Source organism: Bacteroides ovatus (assembly GCF_001314995.1).
In the GTDB taxonomy this organism is placed as follows: domain Bacteria; phylum Bacteroidota; class Bacteroidia; order Bacteroidales; family Bacteroidaceae; genus Bacteroides; species Bacteroides ovatus.
In genome coordinates this window covers 2,215,524-2,231,742 of the sequence record NZ_CP012938.1, presented here as the reverse complement: position 1 = coordinate 2,231,742, position 16,219 = coordinate 2,215,524, and the positions used below count along the sequence as shown (strand labels likewise).

Below are 16,219 nucleotides of genomic sequence, written 5' to 3'. Positions count from 1 at the left end.
AATATGATGAAAATAAAAAGATATTTGCTTAGCACTTTCTGTCTGTGTTTGTTCACGGCTTGCGATAGTGATGATAATCTGTTGTGTTACGGCACTCATACTGAAATCGAAGGCGATGTTACCACATTCGGAGCTGTTGGCGATGGAAAGACGGATTGTTCGAAAGCCATTAATAGTGCTATTGCTTCCTTGCCTTCCGAAGGGGGAGTAGTGGTTATTCCTGAAGGTGATTTTGTGCTCGACGCTCCCATTGTGATTAATAAGCACAATGTGACATTCAAAGGGTTGAATCCCGGTATGCGTAGCAATATTGATGTGAATGGAATAAATGAGTTGTTGGGTCCTGGTGGCGGAAGTAAATTGGTGGCGCGTAATGCCGAAGCTGCTATAAAAGTAGAGACAGGCGTGAAGGGTGTAAAGATTATGAACCTGATGGTGTCCGGTGGTACGGAAGCTAAGAACATCGGCATACACTTTGCCGGTACGAGTGATGATGGAATGCTTTCTAATATTATTGGTATAAATTTGCATACAGGCGTCAAGATAGAACAAGCGAAAAACATGCAGATAATCAATTGCTGGGTATGTGAGCTTCCCAATAGTATGGTGCTGATTGGTGGCGAGAATATTAATATCAAGAATTGCCAACTGGGTGCTCAGCCCACTGGCATAACCTGTAAGGCGCAGGGAGTGAACAAACTTTCGTTTGTAAATAATCAGGTCTATCCTGACGGACGTGAAAATTTAGTGCTTGATGGTTGTAATAACTGTATTGTTGAAGGTAATAATTTCAAAAGCTACTACAATGGTATTCTCGTGTTGAGTGGTAATGATAATCGGGTAAATAAGAATATTTTTTGGCTTACCGGAGCTCTTCAAAATCAGATGCTCGACCATGGTGATGACTTTGGCATAATCAATGTAAAGGGTAACAACAATATGTTTGTATCCAACAGTTTGTCATGTGAATGGGCTTATACTGATGCTGTGGCCGTAAATGCTACTCAAGGAACAGGAAATGTGTTCAAAAACTGCTTTATAGATAATTTGGAGAGTTATCGGGTATTCCTGGTGAACGCAGGAACTGAAGTCTCTAATTGTGTATCATCTGATAAGGTGAGCATAGTAGAATAACCTCCTCAACATACACCATTATTAATATAGTAACACCATGAAGATAAATAAATTCTTAATAAGCGGAATGCTCCTGATGTTGGGCACATCTTGCAGCAATGACGATACCTATACTCTCTGTGATGAATGTAACGGTCAGAAGATTATAGACATAACCCAATTCGGACTTCCAACCGATGGGGCCACTGATTGTGCTGATCTTATAAATGCTATTATAGCCGATCTTCCGCCCGAGGGAGGAACGATACTTATTCCCGAAGGTACTTTTCGTTTGGATAGTCCCATTCAACTTACGCGTAATTTCGTAACATTGAAAGGTGTGAATGATGAAGCGGTTACTACTGCTGCCGATACGAGGGAAAGTCGTCTGGTGCTTGGAAATGCCGAATATGCGTTACACGTTGCCCCTGTTGCCGATATAGACGGACGCAAAAACCGTATTAGCGGTGTGGAGGTAAACGGACTTACGCTTGTGGGGAAGGGTGACCATCAGGGAACCGGAATTTATGTAGAACATGATAATGACCGCCTGCACTTCTTCAATATTAAAATGGAAAATATGTACCAGGGCATTAAACTCCAAGGGTGTGACGCCATAACATTAGCTCGGATAGATGCAACCGATGTAGTGAATGGCATTGATATGAATGGTGGCATACAGAATATGGTAACCAATTCTGTATTCGGCTCAACACAGGGCGGTGTAACGGCACGTATTTCCGGAGAAAGTAATCTGATATTTTCTCACAACAAACTAACGGCAAATGATGATCGCTGTGCTAATTTTATAGGTTGTAACCGGGTGAATATCTCGGATAATGAATTTACTGGAAACAAAATGACTTTCTTTGATATAAGCGGACAAAACAATCTGATAAGCGATAACTTGTTCACTGTAAACAGAAGCGAAAATCAACTCAATGGCAAAGAAGCAGACTATGGCGTGATTCATGTGAAAGGCGAATATAATCATTTCACATCGAACACCATTCAGGTGGCTTGGAGTGACAATATAGAAAACCCTGTGACTGTGAATGCTGCGGAAGGTGAAAATAATCGTTTCGCAAGTTTCACGATAGAGAATACGAGCAGCAATCAGGTATTTTATATCAGCGAGTCGTCCGAAGTGATAGATTGCGGAGTGACGGAAGAAAATATAAAGGTGAAACCTTCCGAAGCGCAGGATTTGACAAATGCAGCTTACGTGATAACGTATGATACTCCCGAAGAGATAGAAGATGATGATGAAAAAGCTTCCTATGCGTGGTTCAAGAAGCAATTTGTAAATGGTAAAGTCATTACTTCCGCTACATTGACTGATGAGGACCTTTCTGCTTATGATGTTATTTGGGTACATATAGACCGTGTCGGCATTGGAGCAGGATGGGATAAATTACCTTTGTCTGCTGATGCAATTGCCGCGTTGGCTACTTATTATAAGAATGGCGGAAACCTGTTCTTAAGCAATCATGCGACTCAATTGGTTGTACCATTTGGACGTACCGAACGCGCTCCCGGAATATTTGCAGATGGTGAAGGAGGAGATGGGGCAGACATTTGGACAATTAATGCCAATATCGGAATGGAGTATGATCATCGGGCTCATCCGGTTTTTGCTGGTATGGTTACTTCTTCCCAATTCCCCCATGAAACATTCCCGTTGATCGGGCCTGGACGGCGTGAAGACCATAACTGTATGTGGGACTTGAATGCTTATGGCTTCCCCGCTCTTTATCCCAATGCAGGAAATGTGGTGAAAGCGTTTGAAGAAGAAAATAAAGCTACCGTTTTGGCGACTTGGGGACACGTAACGGATTATTGTTGTGCCGGAATGGTAGAGTTTGCTCCGACAGCGGAATATCAAGGTACATGTATAGCTCTCGGTCTGGCTGCTTACGAATGGAATCAGAATAGTAATATAAACGTTTATCAAGATAATATTGTGCTCATGACGAAGAATATATTACATTATCTAAGCGCTAAGAAATAGATCGGTAACATTTTTTTTATCTTTTGAAACAAAAGTGATAGGTGTAACTATCCGTTGCACCTATCTTTGCATGGTGACAAATAGAAGACATTGAATATTAATAATTAACTCTAATACCATCTGACATGAATGTATTATTCTCGTTTAAACAAGTACAGACCTTTTTGACTATCCTGGTTATGATGATTTTCTCATTTTTGGATGCTTCGGCCGATACTTCTTCCTTATTAATAAAAGATTTGGGTGAAGGACATTGCCTGGTACAGATAAATACAAATCAACGTTATTTGCTTTTACCTGTAGAGGAGGTAATGCCTGATGTACGTGTCAGCATGATCGTTAATAATAAAGAGGTGAATGTTGCGGATGTTCGTCTGGCAGTGAACAGAGTGGACTATTTTGTTCCGCTGGATCTTTCGGCTTATGCTGGTAAAAACATACTGTTGAAATTTAAATTAGGCTCGAATGATCCTATACGGGGGAAACTTTCTGCTGTTTGTTGCAAGGAAATGAAATTGTCCGACACGTTCGATACGGGCAACCGTGAAAAGTTCCGTCCTACTTATCATTTCTCACCTCTTTATGGGTGGATGAATGATCCTAATGGAATGGTATATAAAGACGGTGAATACCACCTTTTCTATCAATACAATCCTTATGGTTCCAAATGGGGAAATATGAGTTGGGGACATGCTATCAGCCAAGATCTTGTAAACTGGAAACATCTTCCTGTAGCTATTGCTCCCGATGCATTGGGGACAATTTTCAGTGGCTCGGCAGTTGTCGATTTTGATAATACAGCCGGTTTTGGTGCAGGTGCCATTATCGCCATCTATACACAAAACAGTGACCGACAAGTACAAAGCATTGCTTACAGTACTGACAACGGACGTACTTTCACCAAATATGAGAATAATCCGGTACTGACGTCCGAAGCGCGTGACTTCCGCGACCCGAAAGTATTTTGGTATGAAAACACCAAACGCTGGATCATGGTATTAGCAGTAGGGCAGGAGATGCAGATATTCTCTTCTCCTAATCTGAAAGATTGGACCTTTGAAAGTCGTTTCGGTGAAGGGCAAGGTGCACATGGTGGTGTTTGGGAATGTCCCGATTTGTTTGAACTTCCAGTAGAAGGTACCAATGATAAGAAATGGGTGCTGCTTTGTAATTTGAATCCCGGAGGTCCTTTCGGAGGAAGTGCTACTCAATATTTTGTAGGCTCCTTCAACGGAAAAGAGTTTGTAAACGAATTCCCTTCCAAAACCAAATGGATGGACTGGGGAAAAGACCATTACGCCACCGTAACTTGGAGCGATGCTCCCGACAACCGCCGTATCGCTATCGCATGGATGAGCAACTGGCAATACGCAAACGATGTTCCTACCTCCCAATACCGTAGCCCGAATTCCGTTCCCCGTGACTTGAGCCTGTTTACCGTAGATGGTGAGACTTACCTCCAATCAGCTCCCTCTCCCGAACTGCTGGCTTTGCGTGATGCTTCCAAGAAACGCTCGTTCAAAGTAAACGGAACACGCACAATCAAAGAAATGATTCCCGGCAATGACGGTGCATACGAAATAGAATTGACAATCGAAAATCAACGTGCAGACGTAATCGGCTTCCGTCTCTACAATGACAAAGGCGAAGAAGTGGATATGCAGTATGACATGAAAGAAAAGAAATTCTCAATGGATCGTCGCAAGAGCGGAGAGGTCAGCTTCAATGAGAATTTCCCGATGTTGACCTGGACAGCAATTGAGCAAGGTGGAAACGAGGAACAAGGCGGCAAAGAGGCATTGAAACTCCGTCTGTTTGTGGATAAATCCAGTGTGGAAGCCTTTGGAAATGGTGGACGTTTTGTGATGACCAATCAGGTATTCCCTTCGGAACCTTACAATCATATCAACTTTTACAGTAAAGGAGGAGCTTATAAAGTAGATTCGTTTGTGGTTCATAAGTTGAAGCCATAAATATCTCTTGTTCGCCCTATGCGCTCTTTATTTGTTTCCCTATGGATGAATACATCTTTCCTTAAGGGATAGTAGGTGGATAGTAGGGATATACTTGTGTTAAACCTACGGTATTACTGATTCGTCACGGCCGTGACGAGTTCCTACCATGGCCGTGGAAAGATCTTCCCACAGCCATGACGAATTCCTACCACGGCCGTGGTAAGTTAGTAATACCGTAGCTTCAAGGTTACTATGCCGTAGGTTTAAGATAAAGATACCGTAGGCTTGAGGTATTGATGCAATAAGGAGAGCGTGATTCATATAGGCGACGAACAGATAACTAACGGTAAGTACCCACACGACTAACAGCAGATTGTAAATTGAATCATATAACTGCATGATATAAATAGAATAAGTACTCATGCAAAATATAATTTTATATTATTAGGCACGGATTACGCGGATTAGACGGTTGCTATCTGATAGCCATCATTCAAGAAGCCGTGTAATCCGCCTAATCCGTGCCTAAATTTATGATATAAACAAATGATGATAACATATTTAGATAAAAAAAACAATGGAAAACAGTAAAAACTCTTCCCTTTCCAAACTAATCCCGGTGATGCTTTGCTTCTTTGCCATGGGATTTGTTGACCTGGTAGGCATTGCCTCCAATTATGTAAAGGCAGACCTCGGTCTGTCGGACTCGCAGGCGAATATCTTCCCTTCACTGGTATTCTTCTGGTTTCTGATTTTCTCCGTACCCACAGGCATGTTGATGAGCCGCATCGGTCAGAAGAAAACCGTATTGCTTAGTTTGCTTGTGACTTTTGCTTCTTTGTTATTGCCGGTTTTCGGAGACAGCTATATGCTGATGCTGATTTCTTTCTCCCTTCTGGGCATCGGAAACGCGTTGATGCAGACTTCCCTGAATCCGTTGCTTTCTAACATCGTACGTGGCGACCGTTTGGCAAGTAGCCTGACTTTCGGCCAGTTTGTGAAAGCCATTGCCTCTTTCCTTGCTCCTTATATTGCCATGTGGGGAGCGACACAAGCCATTCCGACTTTCGATTTAGGCTGGCGCATCCTGTTCCCGATTTACATGATTGTAGCCGTTATTGCTATCCTGTTGCTCAATGTCACACAGATTAAAGAAGAAAAAGAAGAAGGCAAACCGTCTACTTTCGGACAATGTCTCGCTTTGCTTGGCAAACCGTTTATCCTGCTTTCTTTCATCGGTATCATGTGTCACGTTGGAATTGATGTGGGAACAAATACCACTGCCCCCAAGATTTTGATGGAACGTCTCGGCATGGGCCTTGATGATGCGGCTTTTGCAACAAGCCTTTATTTCATCTTCCGTACGGCAGGCTGCTTCCTCGGTTCTTTCATTTTACGTAAGATGTCACCGAAGTCTTTCTTCGGGATTAGCGTTGTGATGATGCTGATAGCGATGGCAGGTTTGTTTATATTCCATGACAAGACAATGATTTATGTATGCATCGGTCTGATTGGTTTCGGTAACTCCAATGTGTTCTCCGTAGTCTTCTCGCAGGCATTGCTTTACCTGCCGGGTAAGAAAAATGAAGTTTCCGGTCTGATGATTATGGGACTGTTTGGCGGCACGGTATTTCCGTTGGCTATGGGAGTAGCATCCGATGCCATGGGACAGAGTGGGGCAGTAGCCGTAATGACAGTGGGCGTGCTTTATCTCTTGTTCTATACGTTCCGTATTAAAAAATAATTTTATAACTTTGGAAACAATAAAATCCGTAGATCATGAATAATATAATCGTAGGAATGGGCGAGGCACTTTGGGATGTGTTGCCCGAAGGAAAGAAAATAGGTGGTGCTCCGGCAAACTTTGCCTATCATGTATCACAGTTTGGTTTTGACAGTCGCGTGGTGAGTGCCGTAGGCAAGGATGAGTTGGGAGACGAGATTCTGAACGTATTCAACGAGAAGAAACTGAAAACGCAGATTGAACAAGTGGATTATCCTACCGGTACGGTACAGGTGACACTGGATAACGAGGGAGTGCCTTGTTACGAAATCAAAGAAGGCGTGGCATGGGATAACATACCTTTTACGGATGAACTGAAACGTTTGGCATTGAGTACGCGCGCCGTTTGCTTCGGTTCCCTGGCTCAACGTAATGAAGTGAGCCGTGCCACTATCAACCGTTTTCTGGATACGATGCCCGACATAGACGGACAACTGAAAATCTTTGATATTAATCTCCGCCAGGACTTCTACACCAAAGAGGTATTGCGCGAATCTTTCCGCCGTTGCAACATTCTGAAGATAAACGACGAAGAACTGGTGACCATCAGCCGTATGTTTGGCTATCCCGGCATCGACTTACAGGATAAATGTTGGATTCTGTTGGCAAAATACAACCTGAAGATGCTGATTCTGACTTGCGGAATTAATGGTAGTTATGTGTTTACTCCGGGTGTTGTCTCTTTCCAAGAGACGCCGAGAGTTCCGGTTGCCGATACGGTGGGAGCAGGTGATTCTTTTACCGCTGCTTTCTGTGCTTCTATTCTCAATGGAAAACCGGTTCCTGAAGCTCATAAACTTGCCGTTGAAGTTTCTGCTTATGTCTGCACGCAAAGCGGTGCAATGCCCGAACTTCCGCAGGTTTTGAAAGACAAACTAATGTAATTGTTTGATGGAAAGTAAGTATAGAGGTATATCTCAGTCTGTGGGAATATACCTCTTGTTCTTTTTGCATGATTCGTATGATATGAGAGGTATAGACATAAAAAAAGGAGCAACGCCTTGCTCCAACCTTTGTTAACCTTAAATCTAATACTATGAAAAACACATTGCAAAGATACGGACTTCTGCTAAATCTGCAAATAATCCAAATAAAAAGAGATGTTTTATAACATTTATTGAGTGTTTGTCTTACGCTTTATACTTTTGTTAATAATTTCCGGTTGAATATTGGGAACTGTTTTGCATTTCTTTGGAGGGTAATGATGAGAATAATTGGATGATAGATAGCATACTCACAGTTTTATTTCTTATTTTTGTTCTCAATCGTCCATTTGGGTCATAGAAAGAAATACGAAAAAAATGAGAATGATTAGAATGATGGGATATACGAAGTGGATAGCAGTCTTGCTCTGTCTTCTTGGCATGACGGCTTGTCGGCAGGATGCACCGCGTTTCCGTATCGGGGTGGCGCAATGCAGCGATGACTCCTGGCGGCATAAGATGAATGATGAAATTCTTCGCGAAGCAATGTTTTATGATGGAGTATCGGTTGAAATCCGGTCGGCTGCGGATGATAATCGCAAACAGGCGGAAGACGTTCATTATTTTATAGATGAAGGGGTTGACTTATTGATTATCTCTGCCAACGAAGCGGCCCCCATGACTCCGATTGTAGAGGAAGCCTATCAAAAGGGAATACCTGTCATCCTGGTAGACCGGAAGATTCTTTCTGATAAATATACTGCCTATATCGGTGCCGACAATTATGAAATAGGACGTGCGGTAGGCAATTATATTGCGTCAAGCTTGAAAGGAAAAGGGAATGTGGTGGAACTTACCGGACTGGGTGGCTCAACTCCTGCCATGGAACGCCATCAAGGATTTATGGCTGCTATCAGTAACTTTCCGGATATCAAACTGATTGATAAAGCGGATGCTGCGTGGGAGCGTGAACCGGCGGAAGTGGAAATGGATAGTATGCTCCGTCGGCATCCGAAGATAGACGCCGTGTATGCGCATAATGACCGTATTGCTCCGGGAGCTTATCAGGCTGCAAAGAAAGTGGGACGGGAGAAGGAAATGATTTTTGTCGGTATCGATGCTCTCCCCGGCAAAGGTAACGGATTGGAAATGGTGCTCGACAGTGTGTTGAATGCTACTTTTATTTATCCGACCAATGGCGACAAAGTGATGCAACTGGCAATGAATATCCTTGAGAAAAAGCCTTATCCCCGGGAAACGGTCATGAACACTGCGGTGGTCGACCGTACGAATGCGCATGTCATGCAACTTCAGACGACTCATATCTCGGAACTGGATCAGAAGATTGAAACATTGAACGGACGTATCGGCGGATATCTGTCTCGGGTTGCTACACAGCAGGTGGTGATGTATGGTGGTTTGGTTATTCTTCTATTGGTGGCAGGTTTATTATTGGTAGTCTATAAATCTCTCCGTGCTAAAAATCGTCTGAATAAGGAACTTTCCGAGCAGAAGAAACAGTTGGAAGAGCAGCGGGACAAGTTAGAGGAACAACGCGACCAATTAGAAGAACAGCGGGACAAACTGGAAGAGCAACGGGATCAGCTCATCCAGCTTTCTCATCAACTGGAAGAGGCAACGCATGCCAAACTGGTGTTCTTCACAAATATATCTCACGATTTCCGTACTCCGCTTACATTGGTTGCCGATCCGGTAGAACATTTATTGGCCGATCATACACTAAGTGGAGATCAGCATCGAATGTTGATGCTGATTCAACGAAACGTGAATATCCTCTTACGTCTTGTCAATCAGATTCTGGATTTCCGTAAATACGAGAACGGTAAGATGGAATATACACCTGTTCAGATAGATGTTCTTTCCTCTTTTGAGGGCTGGAACGAATCATTCCTTGCAGCGGCCCGGAAGAAACACATTCATTTCTCTTTTGATAATATGCCGGATACGGATTACCATACATTGGCGGATATGGAAAAGTTGGAACGTATTTATTTTAATCTGCTTTCCAACGCGTTCAAGTTCACACCGGAAAATGGAAAGATAACGGTTCGTTTATCTTCCTTAACGAAAGAGGATACTCGCTGGATTCGTTTTACTGTTGCCAATACCGGTTCAATGATTTCCGCCGAACATATTCGGAGCATTTTCGATCGTTTTTATAAAATAGATATGCACCATGCCGGTTCGGGAATCGGACTTGCATTGGTCAAAGCTTTCGTTGAATTGCATAAAGGTACAATTTCTGTGGAAAGTGATGAAAAGCAGGGCACTGTCTTTACCGTTGATTTACCGGTACAGACTTGTGAAACTATTCTGGCCGAAGATTCTCTAAAGTCATCAATCTCTGCAGTTCCTTTAAATCCTGCTTCTCCCGGATCTCCCGCCTCTTCCGACCTGAATGAAACTTTAGCTGCCGAAGAAGAGGAACTGGAAAAAGGCTATGATTCTTCCAATCCTTCCGTTTTGGTAATTGATGATAATGCAGATATCCGTTCGTATGTACGCGGATTACTCCATACCGATTATACTGTAATTGAAGCAGCAGACGGTTCGGAGGGTATCCGCAAAGCAATGAAATATGTTCCGGACTTGATAATCTCTGATGTGATGATGCCTGGTATTGATGGAATAGAGTGTTGCCGTCGGCTGAAAAGCGAACTGCAAACCTGCCATATCCCTGTCATCCTATTGACAGCCTGTTCTTTGGATGAACAACGGATTCAGGGATATGACGGAGGTGCGGATTCTTATATCTCCAAGCCCTTCAGTTCGCAATTGCTGTTGGCACGCGTTCGTAATCTGATAGATTCACATCGCCGCCTGAAACAGTTCTTTGGTGACGGACAAACGTTGGCGAAAGAGGATGTCTGTGATATGGATAAAGACTTTGTGGAAAAATTCAAGGCTTTAATTGAAGCAAAGATGGGAGATTCAAATTTGAATGTAGAGGATTTGGGTAAGGATATGGGATTAAGTCGTGTGCAACTCTATCGCAAAATAAAATCCCTGACTAATTATTCTCCGAATGAATTGCTTCGCATCGCTCGCTTGAAGAAGGCTGCTTCCCTGCTTGCTTCGTCAGATATGACAGTGGCGGAGATTGGTTATGAAGTCGGTTTTAGTTCTCCTTCTTATTTTACCAAATGTTATAGAGAGCAGTTTGGTGAAAGTCCGACAGATTTGCTGAAAAGGAAAGGATAGAATCAAAACTATTCACGTCAGAATACAATAAATCCCGGTAACTTGAATTTTCAATGTTTACCGGGATTTATTGATATGTGTTAGTTATGAATCAATAAACTTTTATCTGCGTTTCCTTGATTATACCAGTTTTGTTCGTTTTTGCCACTACTTTGCGCTCATTTTGCGAATCCTTTATAGGCTTCCAAGAAATTAGCTTTTTCAATAGCATGTGCTGCGTTGCCTGGTACTCTTAATCCCCAAATCAGGCGTCCTGCACTAAAATAATAATTATCATCTTCTTCGTCCCCGTTTGTATATACCGGTAGCAGATTTTTATCATTGAATGGATATTGGTAAGTGATCGGTTCAATACCATTCATATGGATTTCTGTTCCGCTATCATTACGTTTTAAATACAAGTCGAATTCATCGCCTTCTAATATTTCCTTTACTTCTTTTCTCTTCTTTAGGGTGATCAGAATATTGATCTCCGGTAAATCACTTGTTGCTACCAAAGCATTCTTTTCTGTATTATAATATTGGCTGCCTGCAGGTTTAGCCAGATTCTTAATTAAAGGGCTGTAATCAATGATAAGATGTTTATTGGGGACAAGTTCTACTCCGTCGATCGCAGGAATCACGTTTTTAGTTTCATAAACTTCTATACTTTCCACTTCGTCAGAATCTATTTCTTTCAGTCTTAAATAAGGGGAATAAGGGAATATTCCTCCGATAGCTTTTAGACGTAACCCTATTTGTATATACTGCGCAGTGTATTTTTTGTCAACCTTTCTAATACCTTGGAACTGCACCTTATAATTGACTACAAAATCATTAAAGTCATAATCTCCTAATGATGGAAATTGGTCTTCAAACATGATTGTTCCCCAACCATCTTTGGGATGAAAAATGACTCCTTTTGCCAATTGGATGTCATCTTCTATATCATGCCCACGAGTGATTGACGGGGTGGTGTTAGATTTGGATTTGGCATCATTAGCAATGTTCAGTGAGAAACTTCTATCTGCATTTACAGGTATGGCTACTTTTTTGGTTTCATTGGTGCTGGTTTTGTACTGGGCATACAATGTATTTACGTAGGTTGGGATGCTCAAAGGGAGACTTGAAATTTCTGTATCTACAGGAATGTCGGCTATTTTCTCTTCTTTACTACATGCTTCATCCAAAAAGAAGGAAACCATAGTGGGGGTAGTAGCAGCTACTGTTCCTGCGGCTACTTGAGTTAATTTCCATTGAAAGCCTGCGGGTATATCCAGGTCTTTTACTTGAATTTCTTTTTCAGGTTGCTTGCTTTCATCATAAAGGTTCTTCTCACAGGAGCTGAAAGCGAATACTCCAAATAAACAAGAAGCGAATAGAATTGTCTTCTTTTTCATAACAGCAGTGCTTGTTTTGTTAATAATAGGGTTGCTTTTAATGGGTACAAAGGTCGGGATTATTTGTAAATAAAGCAAATAAAGTTGCATATTTTATTTGAAATGCTTTTATTATTTGCAAATTCTTTTCTTTTTATCTAGTTTTGGAACTGAAATAAAGTAATGTTTGGGTGATGAAAGATTATAAAGTAGACAAAGCGAGTCTCTCCGCATCCTTTTGTCAAGAGGTGTATCAGGTTGTTCGGGAAATTCCGGTAGGTAAAGTTTCTACCTATGGGGGAATTGCCGCATTATTGGGAATGCCTCAATGTTCCCGTATGGTGGGGCGTGCTTTGAAACAGATTCCGGATGATTTATCTGTGCCTTGTCACCGGGTTGTCAATGCATCGGGACGCCTTGTTCCGGGGTGGACAGAGCAGAAACAACTCTTGTTGGAAGAAGGGATCTCTTTCAAGCAAAATGGATGCGTAGACTTGAAAAAGCATCTTTGGAATTACTCCGTATCTGAATGAAATTTGCATATTTAATCTATTTTCCTTACCTTTGTGCCAACAATATGCAAGAACAGACTGTTATTTATTTATGAAAATACTGTTTTCTACTGTTCATTGAGAGGATAATCTTATCAAATTCTATTCCTTTTAAACTACTTAGTCTGTTTTCTTTAACCATTTAAAAACGTCGGATCGTCATGTTACCATGTGACATGACTGAACCATGCGAACATTCAACTTGTTTATCGTAAGTGAGAATGAGGAACGCGGCAGTTGAAAACAAAACAAATATTATAATCTAAACCAATATATTATATGAGTAAAATAGAAATAAAGGATTTGTACCTTATCTTTGGTCACGAGAAGCAGAAAGCACTCAAGATGTTGAAAAAAGATAAGAGTAAAGAGGAAATTCTGAAAGATACCGGTTGTACGGTAGGAGTGAAAGATGCCAATCTTTCAATTAATGAAGGAGAGTTTTTTGTGATAATGGGACTCTCGGGAAGTGGAAAATCGACATTACTGCGTTGTATCAATCGTCTGATACGTCCTACTGCCGGACAAGTGCTTGTAAACGGAGTAGATATATCTAAAATATCCGAAAAAGAGTTATTGCAGGTTCGCCGGAAAGAACTGGCGATGGTTTTCCAGAATTTCGGTCTGTTACCTCACCGTTCCGTATTGAGCAATATCGCGTTCGGCCTCGAACTTCAAGGAGTGAAGAAAGAGGAACGTGAGAAGAAAGCGATGGAAAGTATGATGCTTGTCGGATTGAAAGGATATGAAAATCAGATGGTGGGCGAGCTTTCCGGTGGAATGCAACAGCGTGTCGGACTGGCCCGCGCTCTGGCTAATAATCCCGAAGTACTTTTAATGGATGAGGCTTTCTCTGCGCTCGATCCCTTGATTCGCGTGCAAATGCAGGATGAACTGTTGGCTTTGCAGTCGAAGATGAAAAAAACAATTGTCTTTATTACCCATGACTTGAGTGAAGCGATTAAACTGGGCGACCGTATTGCGATTATGAAAGACGGAGAGGTGGTGCAGGTAGGTACTTCAGAAGAAATACTGACCGAACCGGCTAACGATTATGTAGCCCGTTTTGTTGAAAACGTGGACAGGAGTAAAATTATCACCGCTTCTTCTTTAATGATTGACAAACCACTGGTGGCCCGTCTGAAGAAAGAGGGACCTGAAGTATTGATTCGTAAGATGCGTGCGAAGAATATCACCGTATTACCTGTCATAGACGCCGATGATAAACTGGTCGGAGAAGTACGTCTGAACGACCTGCTTAAGTTACGTAGCAGACAGGAAAAATCCATTGAAACGATTGTGCGTACAGAAGTACATTCTGTATTGGAGGATACAGTGTTGGAGGATATACTTCCTTTAATGACAAAGAGCAATTCGCCGGTATGGGTGATTGATGAGACGCATGAGTTTTTAGGAACAATCCCGCTTTCCTCCTTAATCATCGAAGTGACGGGGAAAGATAAAGAAGAAATAAACGAAATAATTCAAAACGCAATAGATTTATGATAAATATAGGACAATATATAGAGATGGCCATCAATTGGATGATGGTACATTTTTCCACTTTCTTTGATGCCGTGAATGCGGGCATCGGTAGTTTTATTATAGGATTCCAACACGTACTTTTTGGAATACCTTTTTATATAACCATTCTAGTGCTTGCTGCACTCGCATGGATGAAGGCAGGACGTGGTACGGCAATTTTCACCGCATTGGGATTATTACTGATTTATGGAATGGGATTTTGGGAGGCTACCATGCAAACTCTGGCTCTCGTTTTTTCATCTACCTGTCTGGCTCTGATTATTGGTGTACCTTTAGGAGTGTGGACGGCAAACAGTCCGCGTGCAGAGAAAATACTCCGTCCTGTTCTCGACTTGATGCAGACGATGCCTGCTTTTGTTTATCTGATTCCTGCCGTTTTATTTTTCGGATTGGGAGCAGTGCCGGGAGTGTTTGCCACCATTATCTTTGCTATGCCTCCTGTGGTCCGTCTTACCGGATTGGGAATACGGCAAGTTCCTAAAAATGTAGTGGAAGCTTCCCGTTCGTTCGGGGCTACCCGTTGGCAGTTATTGTATAAAGTGCAGCTTCCTTTGGCGTTGCCCACCATTCTGACAGGTGTCAACCAGACAATTATGATGTCGCTTTCTATGGTTGTCATTGCTGCCATGATTGCTGCCGGTGGTCTGGGAGAAATTGTATTGAAAGGTATTACCCAAATGAAAATCGGACTTGGGTTTGAAGGTGGTATAGCTGTTGTTATTTTAGCTATCATCTTAGACCGTATCACACAAGGAATGGCAGGACGAAAAAATAAGAACTAAAACGGAAAGGAATAAAAATGCATGTGAGAATATATAAAATAGTAGGAATAGTGCTTTCGGCTATGCTTTTGCTAGCTTCCTGTACTAATTCAGACTTAGAGAAAAAGAAAGTAAAAATAGCCTATGCCAATTGGCTGGAAGGTATTGCCATGAGTCATTTGGCTAAGGTGGTATTGGAAGAGCATGGATATGAGGTTGAATTGCAAAATGCTGATCTTGCCCCTATTTTTGTATCTATGTCAGGAAAGAAATCAGATGTGTTTCTGGATGCCTGGTTACCAATAACGATGAAAGATTATATGGATCAGTATGGAGACAGCATCGAATTTTTGGGGGAGGTATACGGAGAAGCTCGCGTCGGACTGGTTGTTCCTCAATATGTTACGATCCAGTCTATTAATGAGCTGGAAGCTAATAAAGACCGTTTTTCTTCTGAAATAGTAGGAATTGATGCGGGAGCAGGGATAATGAAGACGACCGATAAGGCCATTGCTGCTTACGGACTTGATGGGTATACCCTCATGACTTCAAGTAGTTCCACCATGCTGGCTTCTTTGAAAAAAGCGATGGACAAAGGAGAATGGATTGTCATTACGGGGTGGACACCGCATTGGATGTTCGACCAGTTTGACTTGAAATTCTTGGATGATCCGAAGAAAGTATATGGAGACTTGGAAGAAATACATGCTATTGCATGGAAAGGATTCAGTGAGAAAGATCCGTTTGCTGCCGAGTTCTTTGGCAACATCAAACTAACGACAGAAGAACTTAGCTCTTTTATGACAGCTATGAAGGATGCCAGGATGGATGAAGAAGAAATAGCCCGTAAATGGAGGGATGAGCATCGGCTGTTGGTGGATAGTTGGATTCCGAAGTCAGAGAATAAATAGATTGGAGCATTGTTATTCTTAATTTTAAATATAAAATAGACATGAACTCTAGTGGGAAAAAGGTAGTACTGTTTATGTTGGACAGA

The 16,219-nt window shown here is 42.0% G+C and carries 10 protein-coding genes and 1 pseudogene; 10 read left to right on the top strand and 1 reads right to left on the bottom strand.

Annotated features, from left to right (window positions below; genetic code table 11):
* Window positions 1-3: 3 nt before the first annotated feature.
* From Bovatus_RS08905 to Bovatus_RS08880, 6 genes are all read left to right on the top strand, one after another.
* The gene (locus tag Bovatus_RS08905; protein ID WP_004300994.1) at window positions 4-1,134 is read left to right on the top strand and encodes a glycosyl hydrolase family 28-related protein; all 1,131 of its coding nucleotides are present in this window, start codon (window positions 4-6) and stop codon (window positions 1,132-1,134) included.
* 37 nt (window positions 1,135-1,171) lie between these two features.
* Complete coding sequence (locus Bovatus_RS08900; protein WP_004300993.1) at window positions 1,172-3,124, top strand: DUF4960 domain-containing protein; 1,953 nt, start codon at window positions 1,172-1,174, stop codon at window positions 3,122-3,124.
* A gap of 125 nt (window positions 3,125-3,249) precedes the next feature.
* On the top strand, window positions 3,250-5,097 hold the full coding sequence (locus Bovatus_RS08895) for a DUF4980 domain-containing protein (protein ID WP_004300992.1): 1,848 nt from the start codon (window positions 3,250-3,252) through the stop codon (window positions 5,095-5,097).
* A gap of 559 nt (window positions 5,098-5,656) precedes the next feature.
* Complete coding sequence (locus Bovatus_RS08890) at window positions 5,657-6,823, top strand: MFS transporter (protein WP_004300990.1); 1,167 nt, start codon at window positions 5,657-5,659, stop codon at window positions 6,821-6,823.
* Window positions 6,824-6,858: 35 nt separating this feature from the next.
* Window positions 6,859-7,746, top strand: a complete 888-nt coding sequence (locus tag Bovatus_RS08885) for a carbohydrate kinase family protein (RefSeq protein ID WP_004300989.1) — start codon at window positions 6,859-6,861, stop codon at window positions 7,744-7,746.
* A gap of 435 nt (window positions 7,747-8,181) precedes the next feature.
* On the top strand, window positions 8,182-11,007 hold the full coding sequence (locus Bovatus_RS08880) for a substrate-binding domain-containing protein (RefSeq protein WP_316929427.1): 2,826 nt from the start codon (window positions 8,182-8,184) through the stop codon (window positions 11,005-11,007).
* Between the two features lie 80 nt (window positions 11,008-11,087).
* Here the strand turns inward: Bovatus_RS08880 and Bovatus_RS08875 are convergent.
* Window positions 11,088-12,476, bottom strand: a pseudogene (locus Bovatus_RS08875) (LruC domain-containing protein).
* 83 nt (window positions 12,477-12,559) lie between these two features.
* On the opposite strand from Bovatus_RS08875, the gene Bovatus_RS08870 reads away from it, so the two are divergent.
* The 4 genes from Bovatus_RS08870 to Bovatus_RS08855 all read left to right on the top strand — a co-directional run bounded on the left by Bovatus_RS08870 (window position 12,560) and on the right by Bovatus_RS08855 (window position 16,133).
* On the top strand, window positions 12,560-12,898 hold the full coding sequence (locus Bovatus_RS08870) for an MGMT family protein (protein WP_004300985.1): 339 nt from the start codon (window positions 12,560-12,562) through the stop codon (window positions 12,896-12,898).
* A gap of 297 nt (window positions 12,899-13,195) precedes the next feature.
* A complete protein-coding gene (locus Bovatus_RS08865; protein ID WP_004300984.1) occupies window positions 13,196-14,422 on the top strand; it encodes a quaternary amine ABC transporter ATP-binding protein in 1,227 nt (408 codons plus the stop codon).
* Window positions 14,419-15,243, top strand: a complete 825-nt coding sequence (locus Bovatus_RS08860) for an ABC transporter permease (protein WP_004300983.1) — start codon at window positions 14,419-14,421, stop codon at window positions 15,241-15,243. Before Bovatus_RS08865 ends, Bovatus_RS08860 begins: the two co-directional genes overlap by 4 nt.
* A 23-nt stretch (window positions 15,244-15,266) precedes the next feature.
* Complete coding sequence (locus Bovatus_RS08855) at window positions 15,267-16,133, top strand: glycine betaine ABC transporter substrate-binding protein (RefSeq protein WP_032852209.1); 867 nt, start codon at window positions 15,267-15,269, stop codon at window positions 16,131-16,133.
* Window positions 16,134-16,219 lie beyond the last annotated feature (86 nt).

Coding starts and splice junctions, on each gene's coding strand:
- Bovatus_RS08905 (WP_004300994.1), top strand. CDS start 4: ATGATGAAAATAAAAAGATATTTGCTTAGCACTTTCTGTCTGTGTTTG.
- Bovatus_RS08900 (WP_004300993.1), top strand. CDS start 1,172: ATGAAGATAAATAAATTCTTAATAAGCGGAATGCTCCTGATGTTGGGC.
- Bovatus_RS08895 (WP_004300992.1), top strand. CDS start 3,250: ATGAATGTATTATTCTCGTTTAAACAAGTACAGACCTTTTTGACTATC.
- Bovatus_RS08890 (WP_004300990.1), top strand. CDS start 5,657: ATGGAAAACAGTAAAAACTCTTCCCTTTCCAAACTAATCCCGGTGATG.
- Bovatus_RS08885 (WP_004300989.1), top strand. CDS start 6,859: ATGAATAATATAATCGTAGGAATGGGCGAGGCACTTTGGGATGTGTTG.
- Bovatus_RS08880 (WP_316929427.1), top strand. CDS start 8,182: ATGGGATATACGAAGTGGATAGCAGTCTTGCTCTGTCTTCTTGGCATG.
- Bovatus_RS08870 (WP_004300985.1), top strand. CDS start 12,560: ATGAAAGATTATAAAGTAGACAAAGCGAGTCTCTCCGCATCCTTTTGT.
- Bovatus_RS08865 (WP_004300984.1), top strand. CDS start 13,196: ATGAGTAAAATAGAAATAAAGGATTTGTACCTTATCTTTGGTCACGAG.
- Bovatus_RS08860 (WP_004300983.1), top strand. CDS start 14,419: ATGATAAATATAGGACAATATATAGAGATGGCCATCAATTGGATGATG.